We start from the raw sequence: 19,690 nt of genomic DNA, 5'->3' as shown, positions 1-19,690 counted from the left end.
ATAGAATTTTCTGGTAATCTACTGGTATTTGAGGTTTCCGTGGCTACCGTTACTGTTCATTGTCCGCGCTGTCATTCCGATGAAGTTTATCGACATGGTCGTAGTTGTTCCCAGCATGAGCGCTTCCGTTGTCGCTCATGTAAACGTGTTTTCCAGCTCACTTACTCTTATGAAGCCAGAAAACCCGGCGTTAAGGAGCAGATTGTTGAAATGGCACATAACGGCGCAGGTGTCCGCGATACCGCCAGAACACTGAAAATCGGCATCAATACCGTCATACGGACATTAAAAAGCTCTCGCCCCTGCGGATAACATCAGCACCTGTCGCTCACTCTGATGTTGCCCTTATCTGTGAACTCGATGAGCAGTGGAGCTTCGTTAGCAGCAAGGCGCAACAACACTGGCTCTGGTACGCTTACAACACTAAAACTGGCTTACACCTTCGGACCACGGAATGATGAGACCTGTCGGGAACTGTTAGCCCTGTTGACACCGTTCAATATCGGCATGGTGACCAGCGATGACTGGGGCAGCTACGCGAGAGAAGTGCCGAAGGGAAAACACCTGACCGGCAAAATCTTCACGCAACGTATCGAACGTAACAACCTGACCCTCCGCACCCGCATTAAGCGGCTGGCACGTAAAACAATCTGCTTCTCGCGTTCCGTGGAAATCCACGAAAAAGTCATCGGTTCCTTCATTGAAAAGTACATGTTCTACTGATTGGAAGTACTACCGTTTTTTTGAGTTATTTATTCTTAAAAAATATAACTCTAGAAGAAGCCAGAGTAAGGGCATTCATGAGAATGATCAGGGTATGCGAAGGAACTACGGGTGAACAGGGCTATGAACGATTATTTGGTGGTGAGTCATTCATAAGGGATTATCATAAAACTTTCTCAACACATCCCCAGATTAAAATCACGAGGACAAATAAGAAAACAGGAAATGTATATATATCTTCCGCAGCTGGTGCATATCAAGTTATGGGATATACTTGGGATGATCGGTCTACTGTCTTTTGGAGAAAGAAATATGGCATTGCCGATTTTAGCCCTGAATCTCAAGATTTACTTTGTGTTGTAATACTTAAGGAAAAAGTACGAAATAATGCATTAAATATGATTGTTCAAGGTGAAATCAAAGAAGCCATTGAAAATAGTTGCAGTTATGAATGGGCAAGTTTACCACCAAGTAGACATGGTCAACCAATTAAGTCTTTGAACGAATGTTTAAAGATCTATGATTTCTTTCTCAAAGAAGAATTAGAAGGGAAAACCAATTTACATATAAGGCATGGGTTTTTAAATGAATTATAAAATTCTGAAAGCAATTATTTTACTAATATGTGCATTGCCAGCTCTAGCATTTGCAAATATCGAAAAGGACGTGGGCTATTGGGCTGTGAAGTGTGGTGGATTTGGTGGGTCTGTAGAAATTGAGTCATCAAATGAAGTAAGGATAAATATAAATGATAATAATCTTTATATTTCCGGCATTATACAAGAGGGGCACAATGGTCAATTAGAACTATTCTATAAGAATGTGATTGAAACAATGAATGAGACTATTGACTGGACTGTGATTTCTCAGAATAAACCGATTGCTGATATTACATTTGAAAATGGTATCATGTATATGAAATGGATAGGATTCTTTGATACACAGAATAATAACTACATCTGGAGATCAGAACCGGATTTTGTTGTCGCTTCTGGCGATCGTTCTAATGTTGAAATGAATAAGTGTGAGTTTTAAAAATCAAAAAAAATCAACATTATAATGTCATTATATCGGGGAACAGGATTGATTTTATTTTTCTCACAGCCTGAACTGTTCAGTCTGATTTTCAAAATTGGAACCGCGATCCTGCCAAGTTTTATTAATAGTTGCGTTTTTACCTATGTATAGTATGGCCAACAGTTTCGACTGACCCATAATTCACTCAATAAAAAATGGTAATCAGTATCAGGGAAAGATCACTAAAAGTATGTTTTCCAAATAATAAATAGTATGTTTATTGACCTAATGAAAAAGTGGGTCATTAAGTGATATCTAAGCAGAAGTGAATGTGATCAAATCTTCTTACTTCAAATCACTCTACCAGGCCGCGACCGAAGACACGCGGACCAGTCATGCTCTCGTGAAGCATAATTATCAGCGCCTGCTGGATAAAATTGACAGCGGAAGTGACCGCTATTCGCCAATGGAATACTGGAGAGCGCTCCATAACCCCGACTATCGTGAAGTCATTCAAAAAACTATCGTAAAGCATCCCAGCGACTGGTACTTCAAAAAAGGCGATGCTATCTGGCAACCATTCCTCAGCAGGGTGGCAGAAGTAGAGGGTGAGTCGTACTATGCTGGAGATGGATTGAATAAATCTCACCTATTACCAGACACGATGATTAAATCTCTTGAGGATTCTAAAAATGGGATGCAATATAAAATCTAACGAATTTCTTATTCTTGTATCATGTATGCTCTTGTCGTTTGGAGCATTATCACAAGACAGTTCTAATCCTCAGTTTTCTGACTACCTAGTTCCCGTAAGTAACGGGCCATTTGAAAAAAATATTCACTTTAATAAAGAGCAGGAAAACTACTCGCCACACTGGAAAAATGCAGCCCAAGAGCAACTAAAAAAACCTGTTAATTTTTCAGGGCACTTTAGAATCTATAAAACCTTTGGAGGTTATGGTAAAGAATGCCTTCGTGATAATTGGGTATGTGGCTGGGTTATTGATAAACTATCAGGGGAAGTTGTAGCAACACTTCCATCAGATAATAATGGTAGTTATAATTATGCTGATATTTCTGATAATGGTATCCCTGTTGGTCTTCCATTTGAGATAGATGCTTATAAAAATAGTTCAATGATTGCTGTAACCGGTCAATCTATCTCAATCAACAAAAGTGATAGTCCTGTATGCAAAACAGCCTTATTTAATTTTAATAATAGTGGGTATGTGAAATTAATAGAATCATTGGAAGGGTGTAATAATCAATGAGCCTCTCATAAATATCCGTCATAACGAGAAGATGACAGTAGTAAAATTCGGACGCGACATGCATCAGAGAACGACCGGGATAAGTTAATAAATTAAACCATAATTCATTAAGAAATGTTAATTTAGGCTAACCAAATAGATTTTAGATCAAAATAGCTGTTGCTCTGCATTTTGTTTGCATTTCTCACATGTAATAATTTTGCTTTTGCAGATGAAGCGCCGAGGATAAACACTTCTTCGGAAAATAATACTGGTAGTATAAAAATCAATGGTGAACTTGTTGATAGTTACAAGTGTTAGTTTTATCGCGCACCATCTATATTGTCGTATTCATATTTGTACGAAGCCAGCAAACAAATAATAGTATTTATTGATGGCCCAATGGGAAATACATGCGATGGGGGCCCATTACATGTGTTTAGCAAAACGGAAGATGAGAAATTCAAACATCTGCAGACAATTGACTTCTGTGGCGGACATTACCCATCAATAACCAGTGGCCCAGAAACATTCATAATAAAAATCCCTTCGATCTCTATTGGCGGCACGGATAAAAAATCCCGACTGAGACATGGGAATTAAAGAATGATGAATTAGTTAAGAGATAAAGAAGAGGAATTTAATAATGCTCCAGATTATCCGTAAAGGTGATAAAACCACTCACGGTGGTTCGGTACTGACTGCTTCTGAAACGATGAAATTCGGTGGTATCGGCGTTGCCCGCAAAGGCGACAACGTTTCCTGCACGGTAGAGGGACATGGACCAACAACCATCGTAGAAGGCAATCCTGATTATCTTGATCATGGTATCCCGGTTGCCTTTCACGGTCATAAATGTGCCTGCAGTTGTACGTTGATCAGTTCATTTACCGTAGCAAAGGTTGCCTGATTATGCCTGTCTGGCTGGATGCCATCCCTGAAAAGGCTCCTAAGATAACGCGCCCAGGCACCGGGCGGTGGCTGATATTTCTCGCGTTTATCATGCTGGGGGGCATAGCGCTCACGCTATGGTGCTGGACCGCAGAACGAACAGGGTTTGTCTTCTGGTTCACCGCATTGGGCCTGCCATTTTGCATCTGGGGACTGCTTTTCGGTTTACGTAGGGTTGCCTATAAAGCAGAACAGGTTGGGGCTGAGTCACGTAATGTTGAACGGGAAGCCCTCATCGACAGTGAAATTCTGCGCGGTCAGCGCTGTGCCTGGATTCTTGGTACGCACATCCAGTCCCCGGCTGGAAATAAGGCCGATGACCTGCTGGAGGCAATGAAAGCCGCGGCTCCCACCATCGACTTCTCACGCCCAAGAGGATGTGAAAAACCGGTCAGGTACGCGGCATTAACAGAGTATCAGACAGATTTAACGAAGGCCCTGAAAGCCGCCGTGACCAAAATCACTACGCGTGTGGAGGTGATTGTTCAGCCACTGCCGCTCACGCTGCCATGCTGGTTGATGCTGGACTGTGACAGCGATCTGTCTCCCTTGGTTGAAGAGCAGTTAAAAGCCGATCTCTCACTAAAAACAGGCAGGATATTTCGTCTGATGGCCGGAAAGGGTCTGGGGGCGTTTGATGCCTGGCTGGACAAGCGATGGGATATTGCGGGCATTCTGGTGGTCGTCACATTATCGTTACCGGCATCCCCCCGGGAAGAAGACGCTGATGCCGTCTCGATGCTGGTATTCAGTAACCGTAAAGCCAACGCCTGGCCAGATGCGCCCCGTCTTCATCGCCCGGAAAGAGGAACTGAAGCCACGCTGACCAACGCGTTTGAACGTGCATTGCTCTGGGCAAAAATGGGGCCTGACGCACTCAAGAGTGGCTGGATTTCAGGTCCAGGCCTGACCGCTGGAAGTGGCTGGAATAATGCCTGTGAGGAAAACGGGGTGGAATTTAGCCTTTCAGAGGACAATTTCAGCATCGACCCGGTGCTGGGCTACACGGGTCATGCAGCACCGTGGCTGGCCATCACACTTGCCAATGCTGACGTTGAACAACGAGGCCCACAGGTTATCGCCGCACAACCCGACGCTGACAGGGACGACATCTGGGTCGCCGTCATTACCAAAGAAGAAGTTTGCAAGGAATCGCCCAAGAATGTCTAAGGTAAAAGTTAAAACAGTCATCGGCTCGGTTGTGGCTGTCGCCTTTTTTCTGGCAGTTATCGTGGCATTTCTGTTTTATGCCTTTCCGGAAAACGTGGCCTCGGCTACCGGATTCGGGCCCTATGACGGCCAGCGTATACTCACCTTTTGTGCCGTGCTGGTTGCCGGGATGTTTTTACTCGGCTGGCTAATCGAGAAGGCTTTCGATTTTGCCGGTAAATCCGGGCTGTATGTCCACTGGGGGCAGAAAAAAGCTCAGATTATCACTCCGGTGACACATGCCATTCCCGGTGAAGAAGACGCCGATGAACCCGTATTCAACGAAGACGCCCTGTCCGAGCACCTGCGCTTTCGTTATGGACGCCGCTGGCAGCGTAAAGTGCGGCTCCTTTTGGTGATGGGCAACCAGGACGATGTTAACAAAGCCGCCCCGGGTCTGTGCCATGACCTCTGGCAGGAAGGCGACAGTAACGTGCTGATTTATGGCGGTGACACCCAGTCACTACCGGATGAGATCTTTCTTTCAAAACTTAAGCGTCTGCGGGCCGAACGCCCGGTTGATGGTATCATTCAGGTGATGAATACCGCAGCCCTACCGACGGATAGCGAACGTGATGCTTTCCTGCGTTGTCGTCAGAAAGCGGACCACCTGCTGGGCTGGCAGGCCCCTGTCTGGCTATGGCTGACAGACAACGCCATCGGTGTTCAGCAGGGTATGGAAACGGCTGCGACAGGGGTGATGTTCGGGCCGGAAGGCACCGTAAAAGAGGCAGATAGCGCATTGACTGTGCTGGTGCAACGCTTGCAAAAAGCGGGTATGGCGCAGATCCTGAATAATCCGGCACATGACGGCCTGCTTCAGCTATCTTCCCGCCTGCAACACGAACTGAAAGCCAGCCTGAGCGTTTTACTCAGCGGGCTGATGCAGGGATCCGCCGCCTGGCGTTTAAGGGGTATCATGTTCAGCCCTGCACTGGCCGTTGCCGGAACGGTGCCGAACACACGACTCGACACACCGACCTGGACTGCCGTCATTAATGACTGTGATGCCGTCAGTGGCAGGAGACTGGGTTTAGACTGGCTGAAGGTGCTGCGGTTAACCCTGCTTTCCCTGATTGTCTTATGGGGAACGGGCACACTGCTGTCTCTTGCCATTAACCGTACCCAAATTTATCAGGCTCAGGAAACGGCCAGTCAGGCAGCGGACACGGCATTACCCCTGGCTGAACGTCTGCGCAACCAGCTCGTACTACAGCAAGCCATCGCCCGACTGCAACATCGTGAAGCGACCGGCGCGCCCTGGTACACCCGTTTTGGCCTTAACCAGGATAGCGACACGCTGGCGGCACTCTGGCCGTTGTATGCAAAGAACAATGCCCAGCTGATGCGGGATACCACCACCGACCATCTGAAGCGGCTGCTGAATGCCTTTGTGCAGCTGCCGCCGGGCAGTGATGCCCGCACCAGGGGGACACAGCGGACCTATGACGTACTTAAAAGTTATCTGATGCTGGCCCGCCCGGATAAGGCGGACGCGGGATGGATGGCAAAAAACGTGCTGACGGTCTGGCCGAAACGTCAGAATGTGGCGGATGGCACATGGCAGGAAATGGCACCAAAACTACTGGGCTTTTATGCGCAGAATCTTCCTGAACACCCGGAATGGAAAATTAATCCCGATGCTGAATTAATCACCACGGTACGTCAGATCCTGCTCAAGCAGGTAGGCCAGCGTAATGCTGAGTCCGGGTTGTATCAGGACATGCTGAAACGCGTGGCCAGCAACTGGCCTGACTTAACACTTGCCGATATGACCGGTGATACCGATGCCTCAACGGTATTCAGCACTGACGAAGTCATCCCGGGGATGTTTACGCGTCAGGCCTGGGAAGAGCAGGTACAGGATGCAATTAATGAGGTCGTCAAGACCCGGCGTGATGAAATCGACTGGGTACTGACGGATAAAACTCGCCAGACAGGGAATGACATTTCGCCGGAGGCATTGAAGGCTCGTCTGACAGAACGCTATTTTACCGATTTTGGTAATGCCTGGCTGAACATGGCCAACAGCATTCGGTGGCAGGAGGCCACGTCACTTTCTGAATCGATTGCCCAGCTCAGCCTGATCGGCGACGTCCGTCAGTCACCACTGGTGGCGCTGATGAACACGCTAAACTATCAGGGAAAAACAGGGCAGACGGGTGAGGCCCTGGCTGACTCGATAGTGGACTCAGCGAAAAAGCTGATCGGTCAGAAAAAAAATGCCAGGCAGTTTATAGAACAGGCTCAGGGGCCTAAAGGTCCGCTGGATGATGTGTTTGGGCCACTAATAGGGCTGATGGAGGGTAAAGAAGGCACCGGTATCAATGGTAGCCTCAGTTTCCAGTCCTGGCTGGCGCGCATTACCCAGGTGCGGCTGAAGCTGCAGCAAGTTACCAGCGCCCCGGATCCGCAGGCGATGTCGCAGATGCTGGCCCAGACCGTGTTCCAGGGGAAAGCCATCGACCTGACTGACACCCGTGATTACGGCAGCCTGGTTGCGGCGAGCCTGGGGCAGGAATGGAGCGGATTTGGCCAGTCGTTGTTTGTGCAACCGCTGGATCTGGCCTGGCGGCAAGTTCTTGCCCCGGCTGCGGGGAGCCTTAATGCCCGCTGGCAGGCAACCATTGTCGAACAGTGGAATAAGGCTTTTGCGGGGCGGTATCCGTTTAAAGCCACTGGCAGCGATGCCTCCCTGCCATTGCTGGCTCAGTTCCTGCGTAGCGACTCGGGGCGAATCACCACATTCCTGAAAACTAACCTTGGCGGGATCCTTCACCAGGAGGGAAATCGCTGGGTGGTTGACCCTGCCGTCAGTCAGGGAATGGTTATCAGCCCGAATTTCCTCCGGGCGATTAACCAGCTGGCAGAACTGTCAGACATCATTTTTTCTCAGGGTGATGCGGGTGTGCGCTTCGAGTTAATGGCGCGTCCTTCAAAGGATGTTGCCAGAGTGCAGTTGACCCTCGATGAACAGAATCTGGACTACTTCAATCAGATGGAGAGCTGGCAGAGCTTCACCTGGCCAGGAAATACCTATTATCCAGGGGTGTCGCTCAGCTGGCGTAGTGTCAACAGTGGGATGCAGCTCTATGCCAGTAACCAGGGGAACTGGGGCTTCATCCGCCTGCTGGATAAGGCTCGTATTACCCCGCTTGATGCCAGCCGTACACAACTGGTGTGGATCACCGCCGATGGTAATGCGCTGAACTTTGTGATGCGCAGCGAGTTCGGGGACGGTCCGCTTGCGTTACTGAAGCTACAGGGATTCACGCTGCCAGACACTATTTTTAACGTCGCCGCTGGGGCCGAAGCGTACCAGTAACCATGTGACGAAGCCTCACCTGCCACAGGCCCTCGACAAGCAAGTGGCAGACGGCTGAATCACCGGCCCCGGGACGTTGATGACATTTCATTCGTGTCGGTCATGGTTCAGTGGCAGGCTAAAGCAGAATCGGGTGCCGAAAAAAGGCTTCTTAGCCCGTGATCCCAGAGCGTTTCACGTCATATATCGTTGATGTGACGCTTGCGGCTTGGTATCCCGGTAAAACACCCCCTCACGGTAATGAACCTCGCTTTCGGATACTGGCTCGATCCCCGGTGGTATTTCTGGCAGGGACTCAGATTAATCGGTCCTGCAGGATAGAAAACAAATAAGGAATATATGATTTATCGTTCTATTATCGTGGCATTATGCCTTCTTTACGTCAGTCAGGATGGATTGGCGGCTGGATTTGATTGTACCCTTGCAAATTTATCACCGACAGAAAAAACGATATGTAGCAATGAGTATTTATCAGGACTTGACAATGCCCTTAACCATTTTTTCAAAAAGGCTTATGACAGTTCTTTAAGTCATGGACGCCTGGCTGAACGTCAAAAAGAGTGGCTACAAGAAAGAAACAGCTGCCAGAGTGATGTAACCTGTATTACTAACAGTTATTTAATTCGCAATAAACAGTTAGCAACAAGCAATAACCTCCAAAATGTCAGTGATATTTTCAACCGCCAGGGCGACAAACTGGATGCAATACTGGATGCCCCAATTAAAACCAAGTCAGGATTTACAATAACCGACTCACCATGGTTAGTAAAAAAAATATTTTCTTCTGATAGTTTTGATGGGGGGATTAATATTGATAATCTCAATGTATCGTCAGTGCTGACGTATCAGGAAGTTAACGATGATTTATATATTTATATTTCTGCCAGCGGACGGTATCAGGATAAGAATATTACCCTTCTCGTAGAACTTACTGATGATACAAGCCCTCGCATCATTCAACTCTATGATGGTTATCTGGATGTAATATCCCGTGCCAGAGATACGCAAGGAAATGCGTTAGCCTACTTTTCTGTCGGGAATGATGCAGATCAAGATTATCATTATTTATTTATATCACCCAGTGGTGAAAAAAGCATTTCAGATATATCCCCCGAGCAGGCAGATTCACTGACAAAAAAAACAATACCATGGACGGGGTATTGTGGTAGTTCAGAATGCAATGCGTCATTGATCTCACCAGATGGAAAATGGCGACTTGCTTCAAGTGATGGGAATGTTAAAGAGCCGGATGAAGGCATGTATGTATTTCCAGTCAATCGCCCGGATTTAGGTTTGAATGTCTTTGCAAACAAAGCTGACAATTCAATTACAGACGATGAATTTGGATATATTCGCCAATTTATTTGGGGTTCCGATAGTAATACATTTTATTTTGACAACAGCGGTGCGCTGGGTTGCATCTGGAAAACTGATATTGAAAAAAAATCAACTCAAAGGATTATTCCCGTTGAAGGTATTCTCGAACCTTTTTACATAAATTACGACGGAGATGACGTGATGCTGTCTATTTATTCCTATTCAAACAGGGGCGATTACGCGTCAGAAATCTATATAGCGAAAGAACCTAAATAATGGTCATTAATCTAGAAGGATATTCATTTCAACATGGATGACTTAACCCTGCGCTATTACGAAGCAGAGATGCGCTACCTGCGTGAAGCGGGTAAAGAGTTTGCCCAGGCTCATCCGGATCGGGCAGCAATGCTTAACATGGATAAACCTGGTGCACGCGACCCTTACGTGGAACGCCTGTTTGAAGGTTTTGCCTTCCTGATGGGGCGCCTGCGCGAAAAATTGGATGATGACCTGCCCGAACTGACCGAAGGGCTGGTAAGCCTGTTATGGCCGCACTATATGCGGACTATTCCGTCACTGGCTATCGTCGAGTTCTCACCTGACTGGCGTAGTCTGCGTCAGGCCGAAGTACTGGCTGAAGGTTTCTCCGTTCTGTCACGTCCTGTCGGGACACATAAAACCGCCTGTCAGTACCGGAGCACTCGCGATGTTACGCTGCAGCCGCTGCACCTTACAGACGTAAGCCTGCACACAGAAAATGATGGCCGCTCCGCCCTCCGGCTACGCTTTGAATGCCCCGAAAAAGTGGACTGGAGTAAAGCCGGAATCGACAACGTCGCCATTTACCTCAACGCAGAGAGTCCGATTAACTCAGCGTTGCATCTGGCAATGACCCGTCGTGTACATGCCATGTATGCCCGCCATGCGGGGACGCACACCGAACGTCATCAGTTTGATGGCTGGTGTAAACCCATGGGCTTTGATGACCATGACGGCCTGTGGAAAAAAGCAGATACGGCGTTCAGTGGTTACCAGTTGTTGCTGGAGTATTTCAGCTTCCGCCCAAAGTTTATGTTTGTTGCGTTGCGTGGCCTCGACACCATAGGGCTCACTGCGGCCAGTACGTGGTTTGAAATCGACATTGTACTCAGTGAAACATGGTCATCTGATCTGCCTTTTGAGACGGAAAACTTTCGGCTGCATTGTGCGCCGGTTATCAATCTCTTTACCCTGGAGGCCGATCCACTGATGCTTAATCCGCTGGATAATGAATACCTGCTCAGGCCGTTGCGTCTGCAGGATGGTCATACCGAGATTTACAGCGTCGATAATATTCATGGTGCGGTGAAAAATGGCAAGCATCCCTATGTGCCCTTCACCAGCTTTCGCCACCGGGGCGGAATGATGCGCCACGATGCCCCTGAGCGTTATTTTCATACTCGAGTCAAGCGCGGCCCCGCTGGTTTGTATGACACCTGGTTAATTCTCGGGGGGCGCTCGTTCGAGCTGGAGCAGCTGTCCGATAAACCGGAGTCCCTCTCGATGCGAATCACTGGCACGAATGGACAGCTCCCGCGCAAAGCGCTGGAAAGTACGCTGCTGGACAGGGTAGTCAAAACCGACAAGGTGCCCGTCAGAGTGCTGAACGTCACAGCACCGACGATGCCGCTGTATCCCCCGGCAAACGACCGTTTTCACTGGCGGGTGATGAGTCACCTGGGCTCAAATTTCCTCAGCATGATGGACAATCCGGAAGTTCTGCGGGGAACACTGGCGCTCTATGACTGGACTGACGATGAAATGAACCGCCGTCGACTTGAAGCGATAGTGGCCGTGAAGCACACCCTGATCCGCCGTTTTGAGAAGGGTTTTATGCTCCGGGGAGTGGACATAGAGGTCACGCTGAATGTGGACAATTTTGCCGGTGAGGGCGATGTGAATCTCTTCGGCGAGATGCTGCACCGGTTCTTCGCGCTTTATGCCGATATACACCTCTTTAACCAGCTCACACTGGTACTGCAACCAACAGGGAAACGACTGAGATGGCGCGAGAATCACAGCCAGCACGTGCCGGGCTGACCTTAGCCCTTAACAAAGATATCTGGCGGGCCAATTTTTATCGTTTCTGCCAGTTGCTGGAGCAGGACAACCCGGACGCGCCGAAACTGGGCGCAACCAGTCACCCGGGTAACGATCCGGTACGATTCAGGCCCTGGCCGGGTATGGGGTTCCCGGTCAGCACCCTGAAAGCGGTTGAAATCGATGAAGACCATCCGGCACAGCCCCCAACGGTTCGTACCACCTTTCTGGGAATGTATGGCGTAGATTCTCCGCTACCAACATCCTACCTGGATGATATTGCGCAGCACCGAGAAGGGCATGAGGCGATCACCTCATTTCTGGATATTTTCAGTCATCGTATCACCACGCAGTATTACCGCATCTGGCGAAAATACGCCTATCCGGCCACTTTCGAGGCGGGTGGCAGAGATAACACATCCCAGTGTCTGCTAGGGCTGGTCGGACTCGGTATACCTGGCACGGCTGAACAGGTGGCAACGCCGGTTTCCCGTTTCCTGGCCTTGTTGGGCACCATGCGGTTGCCCACCCGCAATGCCGAAGGCATCCGGGCACTGGTAAGCCTGCTGGCACCGCATACCCAGGCTGTTATCACTGAACCGGATCTGGTCAGGGTACATATCGATAACCCTGGTGGACTGGGTGCCGAAAACCGCGTTCGTCTTTCACAGCGGGCCACACTTGGCAAAACGGCAAAAGAAGCATGTAGCCGGGTACTGGTGACACTGACGACGGAGGATTCGGACGAGGCCGAAGGCTGGTTACCCGGTGGTGCCCACCATACCGATTTGCGGGCTCTGCTGCGTGTCTATCTCGGCTACCGTAGTGACGCCCGACTGCGCCTTACTGTCCCCGTACGTTTTTTACCAGAGCCTCGTCTTGGGAAAGGACGGCGTATACAACTGGGCCGCACCGGTTTACTGGGTCTGAAAGCAGAACGTTTCAGCAATAACCGGGAGAGCCTGACCATCAGTCTGGGCTGCTACGAAGGATTGCAATATTCTGCATTACCCCCCGCTGAAGACGGGCATTACCGTTTTGAATAACCACGCTCTCCCACTCTCAATAAAGGAACTTTTGAATGGTAACAGTAATCCGCTGGTGGGCGCTGACGCTTATTGCCTGTAGCCTGCTCGCCGGCTGCGGTCTGACGCAGACGGTCGCGGACGGGACGGTCAGTATTACCAAATCCCTCTTCTACAAGAAAATTAAAACCCTGCATCTGGATTTTACCCCGCGCACAGCTCTGAACACTGATGGTGCACAGACGCCGCTGGCGATCATGGTGCGGGTCTATCAACTCCGGGATCGTAAAGCGGTTGATGCTGCCGATTACCAGACCCTGCTGCGTCATGCCGATACGGTACTTAAGGACGACGTACTGGCATCAAAATCACTGTTGGTGATGCCCGGGGGAAGCGTGACGCTCAATATGCCTATGGATGAAGATGCTCAGTTCGTGGCGGTGGTGGGGCTGTTTAACCGCCCGGATCAAAAAGAAAACCGCTGGCGTCTGGTGCTGACCCGTGACGACCTCGACCCGGAAAAACCCCGCACGATTGAACTGGGTGATGGCTGGCTCAGCCTTGTGCCGCTGAAGGAGTAACGTGATGGATAACTGGTTAACACTTTTTGACGGACAGAGCCGATACTTTCTGGATATCAATGACAGCACCGTGAAGCCGGATATCCTGCGCTTCTACGGCAGAGAAGCTCTGAGCGAGCCATTCCGGTGGGACATCGAGTTCACTTCCCAACAGGCGAACATTTCCCCGGAACAGGTGCTGATGAAATATGCCTCCTTCCGGATGCGTGGCGGCAAGACGGTTCACGGCAGGGTGACCCACCTGGAATGGCTGTCCACATCAAAGGATCAGTCCCACTACCGGCTTACGCTCAGTTCACGCCTGGCGCTGTTGGGACACACCCGGCAGTGCGCGGTATACCAGAACCAGTCCGTCCCGGAGGTCGTGGAACAGGTACTGCGTAAACACGGGCTGGAAGGACCCGATTTTGAATTCAGACTGACGCACCGTTACCCGCCACGTGAAATTATCACCCAGTGGCAGGAGAGCGACTTGCAGTTCATCCAGCGTATTCTGTCTGAGGTGGGCATTTACTGGCGCACGGAAATGGACGACGTTCGTGGCCTGGATACTTACCTGCTGGGCGACAGCCAGCTTAACTACCAGTTTGATGTACGGTTGCCCTACAGCGAGCCATCGGGTCTGTTTGACGGGGCGGCAGAGTCGGTCTGGGATGTGCGGGCCTGGCACAGTATTGCCACCGGCACCGTCACCACACAAGACTACAATTACCGGACTGCCAGTGCGCCGATGGATGCCACGGTCAGCGTGCGTAATGATGCGGTCACCTCCGGGGAGCATTACCACCATGTCATGGCTTACCGTGAGGCGGGGGATGACACCAGCCCTGAACCGGAAACTGAGTCAGGCGCGTTCTACGCCCGGCTTCACCACGAGCGGGAGCTCAGCAGGACGGCCCGTATTCACCTGTTCAGCAATGCTGCACACCTGACACCCGGGCAGGTGCTGGAGCCGCAGGGCAATGTCATTGCCGCCCTGAAAGACGGTGTCATCCTCACCCTGGCCACCTTCCGGGGGGGCCGTGATTCCCGTCTGCATGTGTCGGTCTGGGGAATGCCTTACACCGAACGTTACTGCTTCCGCCCGGTAGAAGTCCCGCGCCCGGTCATCCCGGGCACGCTTCCTGCCCGGATAGAAAGCCGTGAAAAAAATACTATTTATGCTCACCTGGACGAACAGGGGCGCTACCGGGTGAGGCTGGACTTCGACCGGGACGGAACAGAACCCGGTTACGACTACCTGTGGTTGCGGATGGCGAAGCCGACCGCCGGTGAGACACTGGGCTGGCATACGCCGCTCATCGACGGGACAGAAGTGGCGATTGCCTACAGCCGGGGGGATATTGACCTGCCGTACATCGCCTGTGCGCTGCACGACGCCGCACATCCGGATCTGGTGAACCGTGACAATCACACCCGGAACATTCTGCGCACACCGGCGAACACCAAGCTGAGAATGGAAGACCAGCGCGGTGAGGAGCACATCAAACTTGCCACGGAATACGGCCGGACACAGCTTAACAGCGGGCACCTGGTAGACAGCCAGGGGCAACGTCGTGGCCAGGGTACTGAGCTGCGCACCGACGAGTGGGGAACCCTGAGGGCCGGGAAGGGGTTGTTCGTCAGCGCAGATGCCCAGGCTAAATCCCGGGGGGAGGCACTTGACAGGGATGCCGCATTGAAGGAAATCGACAGGCTGAACCAGCAACTGCAACAGCTGGAAATAGCGGCAGAAAGAGCACAGGCGCTGAAGGGCGATGTGGACAGCCAGATACAGATGTTTGAGCAACGGTTGAAACCGCTTAACCAGGCCGTGCTGTTCTCGGCCCCGGAAGGCATGGTCCTGACCAGTGGTGAGGATATGCAGCTGACAGCAGGCAGCAACCTGGCGATGAATGCCGGGGGCGATATCAGCATCGGGGCTATGGGGAATCTGGCCGCCCTTGCCGGAGAACGGCTGGGGCTCTTCGCCCGCAGTGGCCAGTTGAGTCTGAAATCCGCAGAGGGGCCGGTCGATATCCAGGCGCAGAACGCCAGCCTGCGATTGTTTGCACAGAAGATGCTGACGCTGAGTTCGGCGAGTGATATCGCCTTTACCGGAAAAAAACGTATCACGCTGATGGGGGGCGGGAGCTATCTGCGCCTGGAGGCCGGGAAGGTCGAGTATGGCACGACAGCGTCGTATCGGCGTAACGTGAAGCGGACGATGGCGGCGGGTGCGGCGAGTTTGCCGCTGAATATTCCAATCCGGTATCCCACCATAACGGACGATATTTGTATCCCGTGCCTGCTGAACGCCATTAAATCAAACAGCGCCATTGTTATGGGAGCCCAGTGATGGATATCAGCGTGTTACAACAGACACTGTTCAATAATAAAGAAACATATACTTATCTGGTATTTGAGTCCGGGGCGCAGCCACTGGAGGATTTTCGGATATTTCATTCACAACATGCACCCTGTATGCATTCATTGTATCTCCATCCACAGCTGGCAGAATTTCAGGAGTACGGCCCCTGGCTACTGGAGGTAAAAAATCAAGCTCAGTTATCCGGCCATCTGGAGGTTCTTGCAGGGGTAGTGGGTATTATTGTTGCTCACCGGCATCTTTCTTCTGTCGCGATCCAACTTTCCAGAGGCTGTACCCTTGTGGGGCCAGACAATCATACTTCATTGGTACGTTTTTATGCGCCACATGTTCTTAATGTGCTGGCCTTATCCTCAGAGAGTGACTGGCACGCCTTTTTATTCCGGGATATTGCACAGTGGTGGATACCCGGCAACGATAAATGGGAACCAATCCCCCTTTCTGACTCCACATCCCGACTTCCTGCTAATCCTGTTATCCGTCTGAATGAAGCAACATGGCAGAAGATAGCGGATAAACCAGAAATCAGCAGCGTGCTGGCTCAATGGCAGACGATGCCATCAAGCCAGCACTTCTCCCCCTGCGTTCAGCGTGACATGGTGATTAAAGCGCTCAGAAAAGCCAAACATGCCGGGATAACCGAGGGTGCAGACAGCAAGCTGTATGCACTTTGTTACCTCAATGGTGGGAAGGCCCTGTTGGCATCCCTGGCTGCAGGCGGTTCATTAGAGGAAGCATTTAAGGACGTCCCTTCTTTGGCAAACAGGCTGTCCAGGGGCCAGATAACGGATGATTAAGGAGAATACCGGCTCACAGGCTCGAATAAACAATTGAAAGGTTCAGCCCGTGCCTGAAGGGATGATGAAGGATAAATCATGAATTTTTTTAAACGACTGGAACAGATGGATGTGGCTTTCACCCGGTTTTATGCCCGGCGTAAAGCATGGCTCTGGGGGCTGATATCGCTGCCGGTGGTGTTTCTGCTCGGGTGGATAGTGTGGGTGATGTTCTGGGCCCCGCCGATGGGCGGCGTGACTCTTGTCGCTCATAGCAAAATTGACCGGCCCATTCTGGAGTTCAGCGTGAACGGCATGGCCGGGCCAAATACGGGGGTGTACAACCCTAATAATCCATCCTCTGGTATTGGTAGTAACACAACCTGCTGTGGCAGTGTCCGCGGAAAGACCGCCGAGGTGATCTGGACGCTGGATGTTACCGGGCCACAGTATGATTCAGGGATGCGGCCGGAGCAGCGGCGGGTAGTGATGCCATTGCCTGAGCGCAAGCGGGGCGAGAATGACCTGCACGTCCATTTTTTACCGGGAGATAAGGTGTTACTGGGGTGGAGTGATAACGCGTTCTCGCCCTACGATCCGCGCAGCCCGAATTATACCCCTTCAGCACTTCTGCCGGCTCACAGACTTGAATAAACAATTGAAACCTTCAGCCCGTGCCTGAAGGGATGATAAAGGATAAATCATGAATTTTTTTAAACGACTGGAGCAGATGGATATGGCTTTCACCCGGTTTTATGCCCGGCGAAAAGTATGGCTCTGGGGGCTGATATCGCTGCCGGTAGTGTTTCTGCTCGGGTGGATAGTGTGGGTGATGTTCTGGGCTCCGCCGATGGGCGGTGTGACGCTGATTATTCACAGCAAAATAGACCGGCCCATTCTGGAGTTCAGCGTGAACGGCATGGCTGGGGGGAATGCCGGGGCTTTTGACCCCGGTAATAAGTATGCGGGTGAGAATGGTAAAACCACCTGCTGCGGCAGTGTCCGCGGAAAGACCGCCGAGGTGATCTGGACCGTTACTTATACCAGAGCGCAGTATAACGCCGGATTACGACAAGAGGTCCATAAGGTCATTATGCCACTGCCAGAGCGTAAGCGGGGCGAAAACGACCTGCACGTCCATTTTTTGCCGGGAGATAAGGTGCTGCTGGGGTGGAGCGATAACGCGTTCTCGCCCTACGATCCGCGCAGCCCGAACTATACCCCTTCAGCACTTCTGCCGGCTCACAGACTTGAATAAACAATTGAAACCTTCAGCCCGTGCCTGAAGGGATGATGAAGGATAAATCATGAATTTTTTTAAACGACTGGAGCAGATGGATATGGCTTTCACCCGGTTTTATGCCAGGCGAAAAGTATGGCTCTGGGGGCTGATATCGCTGCCGGTGGTTTTTCTGCTCGGGTGGATAGTGTGGGTGATGTTCTGGGCCCCGCCGATGGGCGGCGTGACTCTTGTCGCTCATAGCAAAATTGAACGGCCCATTCTGGGCTTCAGCGTTAATGGGATGGCCGGACCAAATACGGGGGCGTACAACCCCAGTAATCCATCTTCCGGGGTTGGCCGTAATACAACCTGCTGCGGCAGTGTCCGCGGAAAGACCGCCGAGGTGATCTGGACTGTGACTTATACCAGAGCGCAGTATAACGCCGGACTACGACAAGAGGTTCATAAGGTCATTATGCCACTGCCAGAACGCAAGCGGGGCGAAAACGATCTGCACGTCCATTTTTTACCGGGAGATAAGGTGTTACTGGGATGGAGTGATAACGCATTCTCGCCCTACGACCCGCGCAGCCCGAATTATACCCCTTCGCCACTTCTGCCGGCCCACAGGCTCGAATAAACAATTGAAAGGTTCAGCCCGTGCCTGAAGGGATGATAAAGGATAAATCATGAATTTTTTTAAACGACTGGAGCAGATGGATATGGCTTTCACCCGGTTTTATGCCCGGCGAAAAGTGTGGCTCTGGGGGCTGATATCGCTGCCGGTGGTTTTTCTGCTCGGGTGGATAGTGTGGGTGATGTTCTGTGCCCCGCCGGCGGGCGGCGTGACGCTGATTATTCACAGTAAAATAGACCGGCCTATTCTGGAATTCAGCGTGAACGGTGTTGCTGGGGGGAATGCTAGCGCTCATGATCCGAATAATAAATATACGAATGAAAGTGGCGGTGCCACAACTTGCTGCGGCAGTGTCCGCGGGAAAACCGCCGAGGTGATCTGGACGCTGGATGTTACCGGGCCACAGTATGATTCAGGGATGCGGCCGGAGCAGCGGCGGGTGGTGATGCCACTGCCAGAGCGCAAGCGGGGTGAGGACGATCTGCACGTTTACTTTTTACCGGGAGATAAGGTGTTACTGGGGTGGAGCGATAACGCATTTTCGCCCTACGATCCGCGCAGCCCGAATTATACCCCTTCGGCGCTTCTGCCGACTTACAAATTCGAATCAACAATTGAAACCTTCAGCCCGTGCCTGAAGGGATGATAAAGGATAAATCATGAATTTTTTTAAACGACTGGAACAGATGGATGTGGCTTTCACCCGGTTTTATGCCCGGCGAAAAGTGTGGCTCTGGGGGCTGATATCGCTGCCGGTAGTGTTTCTGCTCGGGTGGATAGTGTGGGTGATGTTCTGGGCCCCGCCGATGGGCGGCGTGACTCTTGTCGCTCATAGCAAAATTGACCGGCCCATTCTGGGGTTCAGCGTGAACGGCATGGCCGGGCCAAATACGGGGGTGTATAACCCTAACAATCCATCCTCTGGTATTGGTAGTAACACAACCTGCTGCGGCAGTGTCCGAGGGAAGACCGCCGAGGTGATCTGGACGCTCAGCGTCACCGGGCCACAGTACGAGGCGGGGATGCGGCCGGAGCAGCGGCGGGTGGTGATGCCATTGCCTGAGCGCAAGAGGGGCGAAAACGATCTGCACGTCCATTTTTTACCGGGAGATAAGGTGCTACTGGGGTGGAGCGATAACGCATTTTCGCCCTACGATCCGCGCAGCCCGAACTACACACCGCCACCAGTACACACAGAGGATAAGTGACA

At 51.1% G+C, this 19,690-nt stretch carries 18 protein-coding genes and 1 pseudogene; all 19 read left to right on the top strand.

All coding sequences use genetic code 11. The features are described 5' to 3' along the window. The first annotated feature begins 39 nt into the window (after positions 1-39). The 19 genes and pseudogenes from JK154_RS11270 to JK154_RS11180 all read left to right on the top strand — a co-directional run bounded on the left by JK154_RS11270 (position 40) and on the right by JK154_RS11180 (position 19,688). A pseudogene (locus JK154_RS11270) lies at positions 40-723 on the top strand (IS1 family transposase). A gap of 77 nt (positions 724-800) precedes the next feature. Further along, positions 801-1,319 carry a glycoside hydrolase family 104 protein gene (locus JK154_RS11265; protein WP_211992634.1) on the top strand — a complete coding sequence of 173 codons (519 nt, stop codon included), beginning with the start codon at positions 801-803 and terminating at the stop codon, positions 1,317-1,319. Then, positions 1,309-1,758, top strand: coding sequence for a hypothetical protein (locus tag JK154_RS11260; protein ID WP_211992633.1), 450 nt, complete (start codon positions 1,309-1,311; stop codon positions 1,756-1,758). The genes JK154_RS11265 and JK154_RS11260 overlap by 11 nt, the downstream gene beginning before the upstream one ends. 313 nt (positions 1,759-2,071) lie before the next feature. Continuing rightward, the gene (locus tag JK154_RS17730) at positions 2,072-2,455 is read left to right on the top strand and encodes a hypothetical protein (protein WP_249215884.1); all 384 of its coding nucleotides are present in this window, start codon (positions 2,072-2,074) and stop codon (positions 2,453-2,455) included. Then, the gene (locus JK154_RS11250) at positions 2,433-3,011 is read left to right on the top strand and encodes a hypothetical protein (RefSeq protein ID WP_211992632.1); all 579 of its coding nucleotides are present in this window, start codon (positions 2,433-2,435) and stop codon (positions 3,009-3,011) included. The genes JK154_RS17730 and JK154_RS11250 overlap by 23 nt, the downstream gene beginning before the upstream one ends. Before the next feature lie 625 nt (positions 3,012-3,636). After that, positions 3,637-3,900 (top strand): PAAR domain-containing protein, encoded by a 264-nt coding sequence (locus JK154_RS11245; protein ID WP_211992631.1) that lies wholly within the window; start codon positions 3,637-3,639, stop codon positions 3,898-3,900. A 2-nt stretch (positions 3,901-3,902) separates the two neighbouring features. Beyond that, complete coding sequence (locus tag JK154_RS11240; protein ID WP_211992630.1) at positions 3,903-5,111, top strand: hypothetical protein; 1,209 nt, start codon at positions 3,903-3,905, stop codon at positions 5,109-5,111. Continuing rightward, complete coding sequence (locus JK154_RS11235; protein WP_211992629.1) at positions 5,104-8,475, top strand: ImcF-related family protein; 3,372 nt, start codon at positions 5,104-5,106, stop codon at positions 8,473-8,475. Before JK154_RS11240 ends, JK154_RS11235 begins: the two co-directional genes overlap by 8 nt. 339 nt (positions 8,476-8,814) lie before the next feature. Continuing rightward, positions 8,815-10,068, top strand: coding sequence for a hypothetical protein (locus tag JK154_RS11230; RefSeq protein WP_211992628.1), 1,254 nt, complete (start codon positions 8,815-8,817; stop codon positions 10,066-10,068). A 33-nt stretch (positions 10,069-10,101) separates the two neighbouring features. Then, positions 10,102-11,871, top strand: coding sequence for a type VI secretion system baseplate subunit TssF (tssF, locus tag JK154_RS11225; RefSeq protein ID WP_211992627.1), 1,770 nt, complete (start codon positions 10,102-10,104; stop codon positions 11,869-11,871). After that, positions 11,835-12,917, top strand: coding sequence for a type VI secretion system baseplate subunit TssG (tssG, locus tag JK154_RS11220; RefSeq protein WP_211992626.1), 1,083 nt, complete (start codon positions 11,835-11,837; stop codon positions 12,915-12,917). The genes tssF and tssG overlap by 37 nt, the downstream gene beginning before the upstream one ends. A gap of 35 nt (positions 12,918-12,952) precedes the next feature. Beyond that, the gene (gene tssJ / locus JK154_RS11215; RefSeq protein ID WP_211992625.1) at positions 12,953-13,477 is read left to right on the top strand and encodes a type VI secretion system lipoprotein TssJ; all 525 of its coding nucleotides are present in this window, start codon (positions 12,953-12,955) and stop codon (positions 13,475-13,477) included. A 4-nt stretch (positions 13,478-13,481) separates the two neighbouring features. Further along, entirely contained in the window at positions 13,482-15,815 is a 2,334-nt protein-coding gene (gene vgrG / locus JK154_RS11210; protein WP_211992624.1) for a type VI secretion system Vgr family protein, read from the top strand. Further along, positions 15,815-16,642, top strand: coding sequence for a DUF4123 domain-containing protein (locus JK154_RS11205; protein ID WP_211992623.1), 828 nt, complete (start codon positions 15,815-15,817; stop codon positions 16,640-16,642). Before vgrG ends, JK154_RS11205 begins: the two co-directional genes overlap by 1 nt. Before the next feature lie 78 nt (positions 16,643-16,720). After that, a complete protein-coding gene (locus JK154_RS11200; RefSeq protein ID WP_211992622.1) occupies positions 16,721-17,275 on the top strand; it encodes a DUF3304 domain-containing protein in 555 nt (184 codons plus the stop codon). Positions 17,276-17,324: 49 nt separating this feature from the next. Then, complete coding sequence (locus tag JK154_RS11195; protein ID WP_211992621.1) at positions 17,325-17,879, top strand: DUF3304 domain-containing protein; 555 nt, start codon at positions 17,325-17,327, stop codon at positions 17,877-17,879. Positions 17,880-17,928: 49 nt separating this feature from the next. Then, positions 17,929-18,483: a DUF3304 domain-containing protein gene (locus tag JK154_RS11190; protein ID WP_211992620.1), complete on the top strand. Its 555-nt coding sequence runs from the start codon at positions 17,929-17,931 to the stop codon at positions 18,481-18,483. A 49-nt stretch (positions 18,484-18,532) separates the two neighbouring features. Continuing rightward, complete coding sequence (locus JK154_RS11185) at positions 18,533-19,126, top strand: hypothetical protein (RefSeq protein ID WP_211992619.1); 594 nt, start codon at positions 18,533-18,535, stop codon at positions 19,124-19,126. 13 nt (positions 19,127-19,139) lie between these two features. Further along, positions 19,140-19,688, top strand: coding sequence for a DUF3304 domain-containing protein (locus tag JK154_RS11180; RefSeq protein ID WP_211992618.1), 549 nt, complete (start codon positions 19,140-19,142; stop codon positions 19,686-19,688). The last annotated feature ends 2 nt before the right edge of the window (positions 19,689-19,690 follow it).

It is taken from the genome of Citrobacter sp. JGM124 (genome assembly GCF_018257795.1).
GTDB lineage: Bacteria > Pseudomonadota > Gammaproteobacteria > Enterobacterales > Enterobacteriaceae > JGM124.
This window is presented reverse-complemented; position numbering and strand designations above follow the sequence as displayed.

What these genes read in the sequence shown, in the direction of transcription:
- JK154_RS11265 (WP_211992634.1), top strand. Translation starts at nt 801, where the DNA reads ATGAGAATGATCAGGGTATGCGAAGGAACTACGGGTGAACAGGGCTAT.
- JK154_RS11260 (WP_211992633.1), top strand. Translation starts at nt 1,309, where the DNA reads ATGAATTATAAAATTCTGAAAGCAATTATTTTACTAATATGTGCATTG.
- JK154_RS11250 (WP_211992632.1), top strand. Translation starts at nt 2,433, where the DNA reads ATGGGATGCAATATAAAATCTAACGAATTTCTTATTCTTGTATCATGT.
- JK154_RS11245 (WP_211992631.1), top strand. Translation starts at nt 3,637, where the DNA reads ATGCTCCAGATTATCCGTAAAGGTGATAAAACCACTCACGGTGGTTCG.
- JK154_RS11240 (WP_211992630.1), top strand. Translation starts at nt 3,903, where the DNA reads ATGCCTGTCTGGCTGGATGCCATCCCTGAAAAGGCTCCTAAGATAACG.
- JK154_RS11235 (WP_211992629.1), top strand. Translation starts at nt 5,104, where the DNA reads ATGTCTAAGGTAAAAGTTAAAACAGTCATCGGCTCGGTTGTGGCTGTC.
- JK154_RS11230 (WP_211992628.1), top strand. Translation starts at nt 8,815, where the DNA reads ATGATTTATCGTTCTATTATCGTGGCATTATGCCTTCTTTACGTCAGT.
- tssF (WP_211992627.1), top strand. Translation starts at nt 10,102, where the DNA reads ATGGATGACTTAACCCTGCGCTATTACGAAGCAGAGATGCGCTACCTG.
- tssG (WP_211992626.1), top strand. Translation starts at nt 11,835, where the DNA reads ATGGCGCGAGAATCACAGCCAGCACGTGCCGGGCTGACCTTAGCCCTT.
- tssJ (WP_211992625.1), top strand. Translation starts at nt 12,953, where the DNA reads ATGGTAACAGTAATCCGCTGGTGGGCGCTGACGCTTATTGCCTGTAGC.
- vgrG (WP_211992624.1), top strand. Translation starts at nt 13,482, where the DNA reads ATGGATAACTGGTTAACACTTTTTGACGGACAGAGCCGATACTTTCTG.
- JK154_RS11205 (WP_211992623.1), top strand. Translation starts at nt 15,815, where the DNA reads ATGGATATCAGCGTGTTACAACAGACACTGTTCAATAATAAAGAAACA.
- JK154_RS11200 (WP_211992622.1), top strand. Translation starts at nt 16,721, where the DNA reads ATGAATTTTTTTAAACGACTGGAACAGATGGATGTGGCTTTCACCCGG.
- JK154_RS11195 (WP_211992621.1), top strand. Translation starts at nt 17,325, where the DNA reads ATGAATTTTTTTAAACGACTGGAGCAGATGGATATGGCTTTCACCCGG.
- JK154_RS11190 (WP_211992620.1), top strand. Translation starts at nt 17,929, where the DNA reads ATGAATTTTTTTAAACGACTGGAGCAGATGGATATGGCTTTCACCCGG.
- JK154_RS11185 (WP_211992619.1), top strand. Translation starts at nt 18,533, where the DNA reads ATGAATTTTTTTAAACGACTGGAGCAGATGGATATGGCTTTCACCCGG.
- JK154_RS11180 (WP_211992618.1), top strand. Translation starts at nt 19,140, where the DNA reads ATGAATTTTTTTAAACGACTGGAACAGATGGATGTGGCTTTCACCCGG.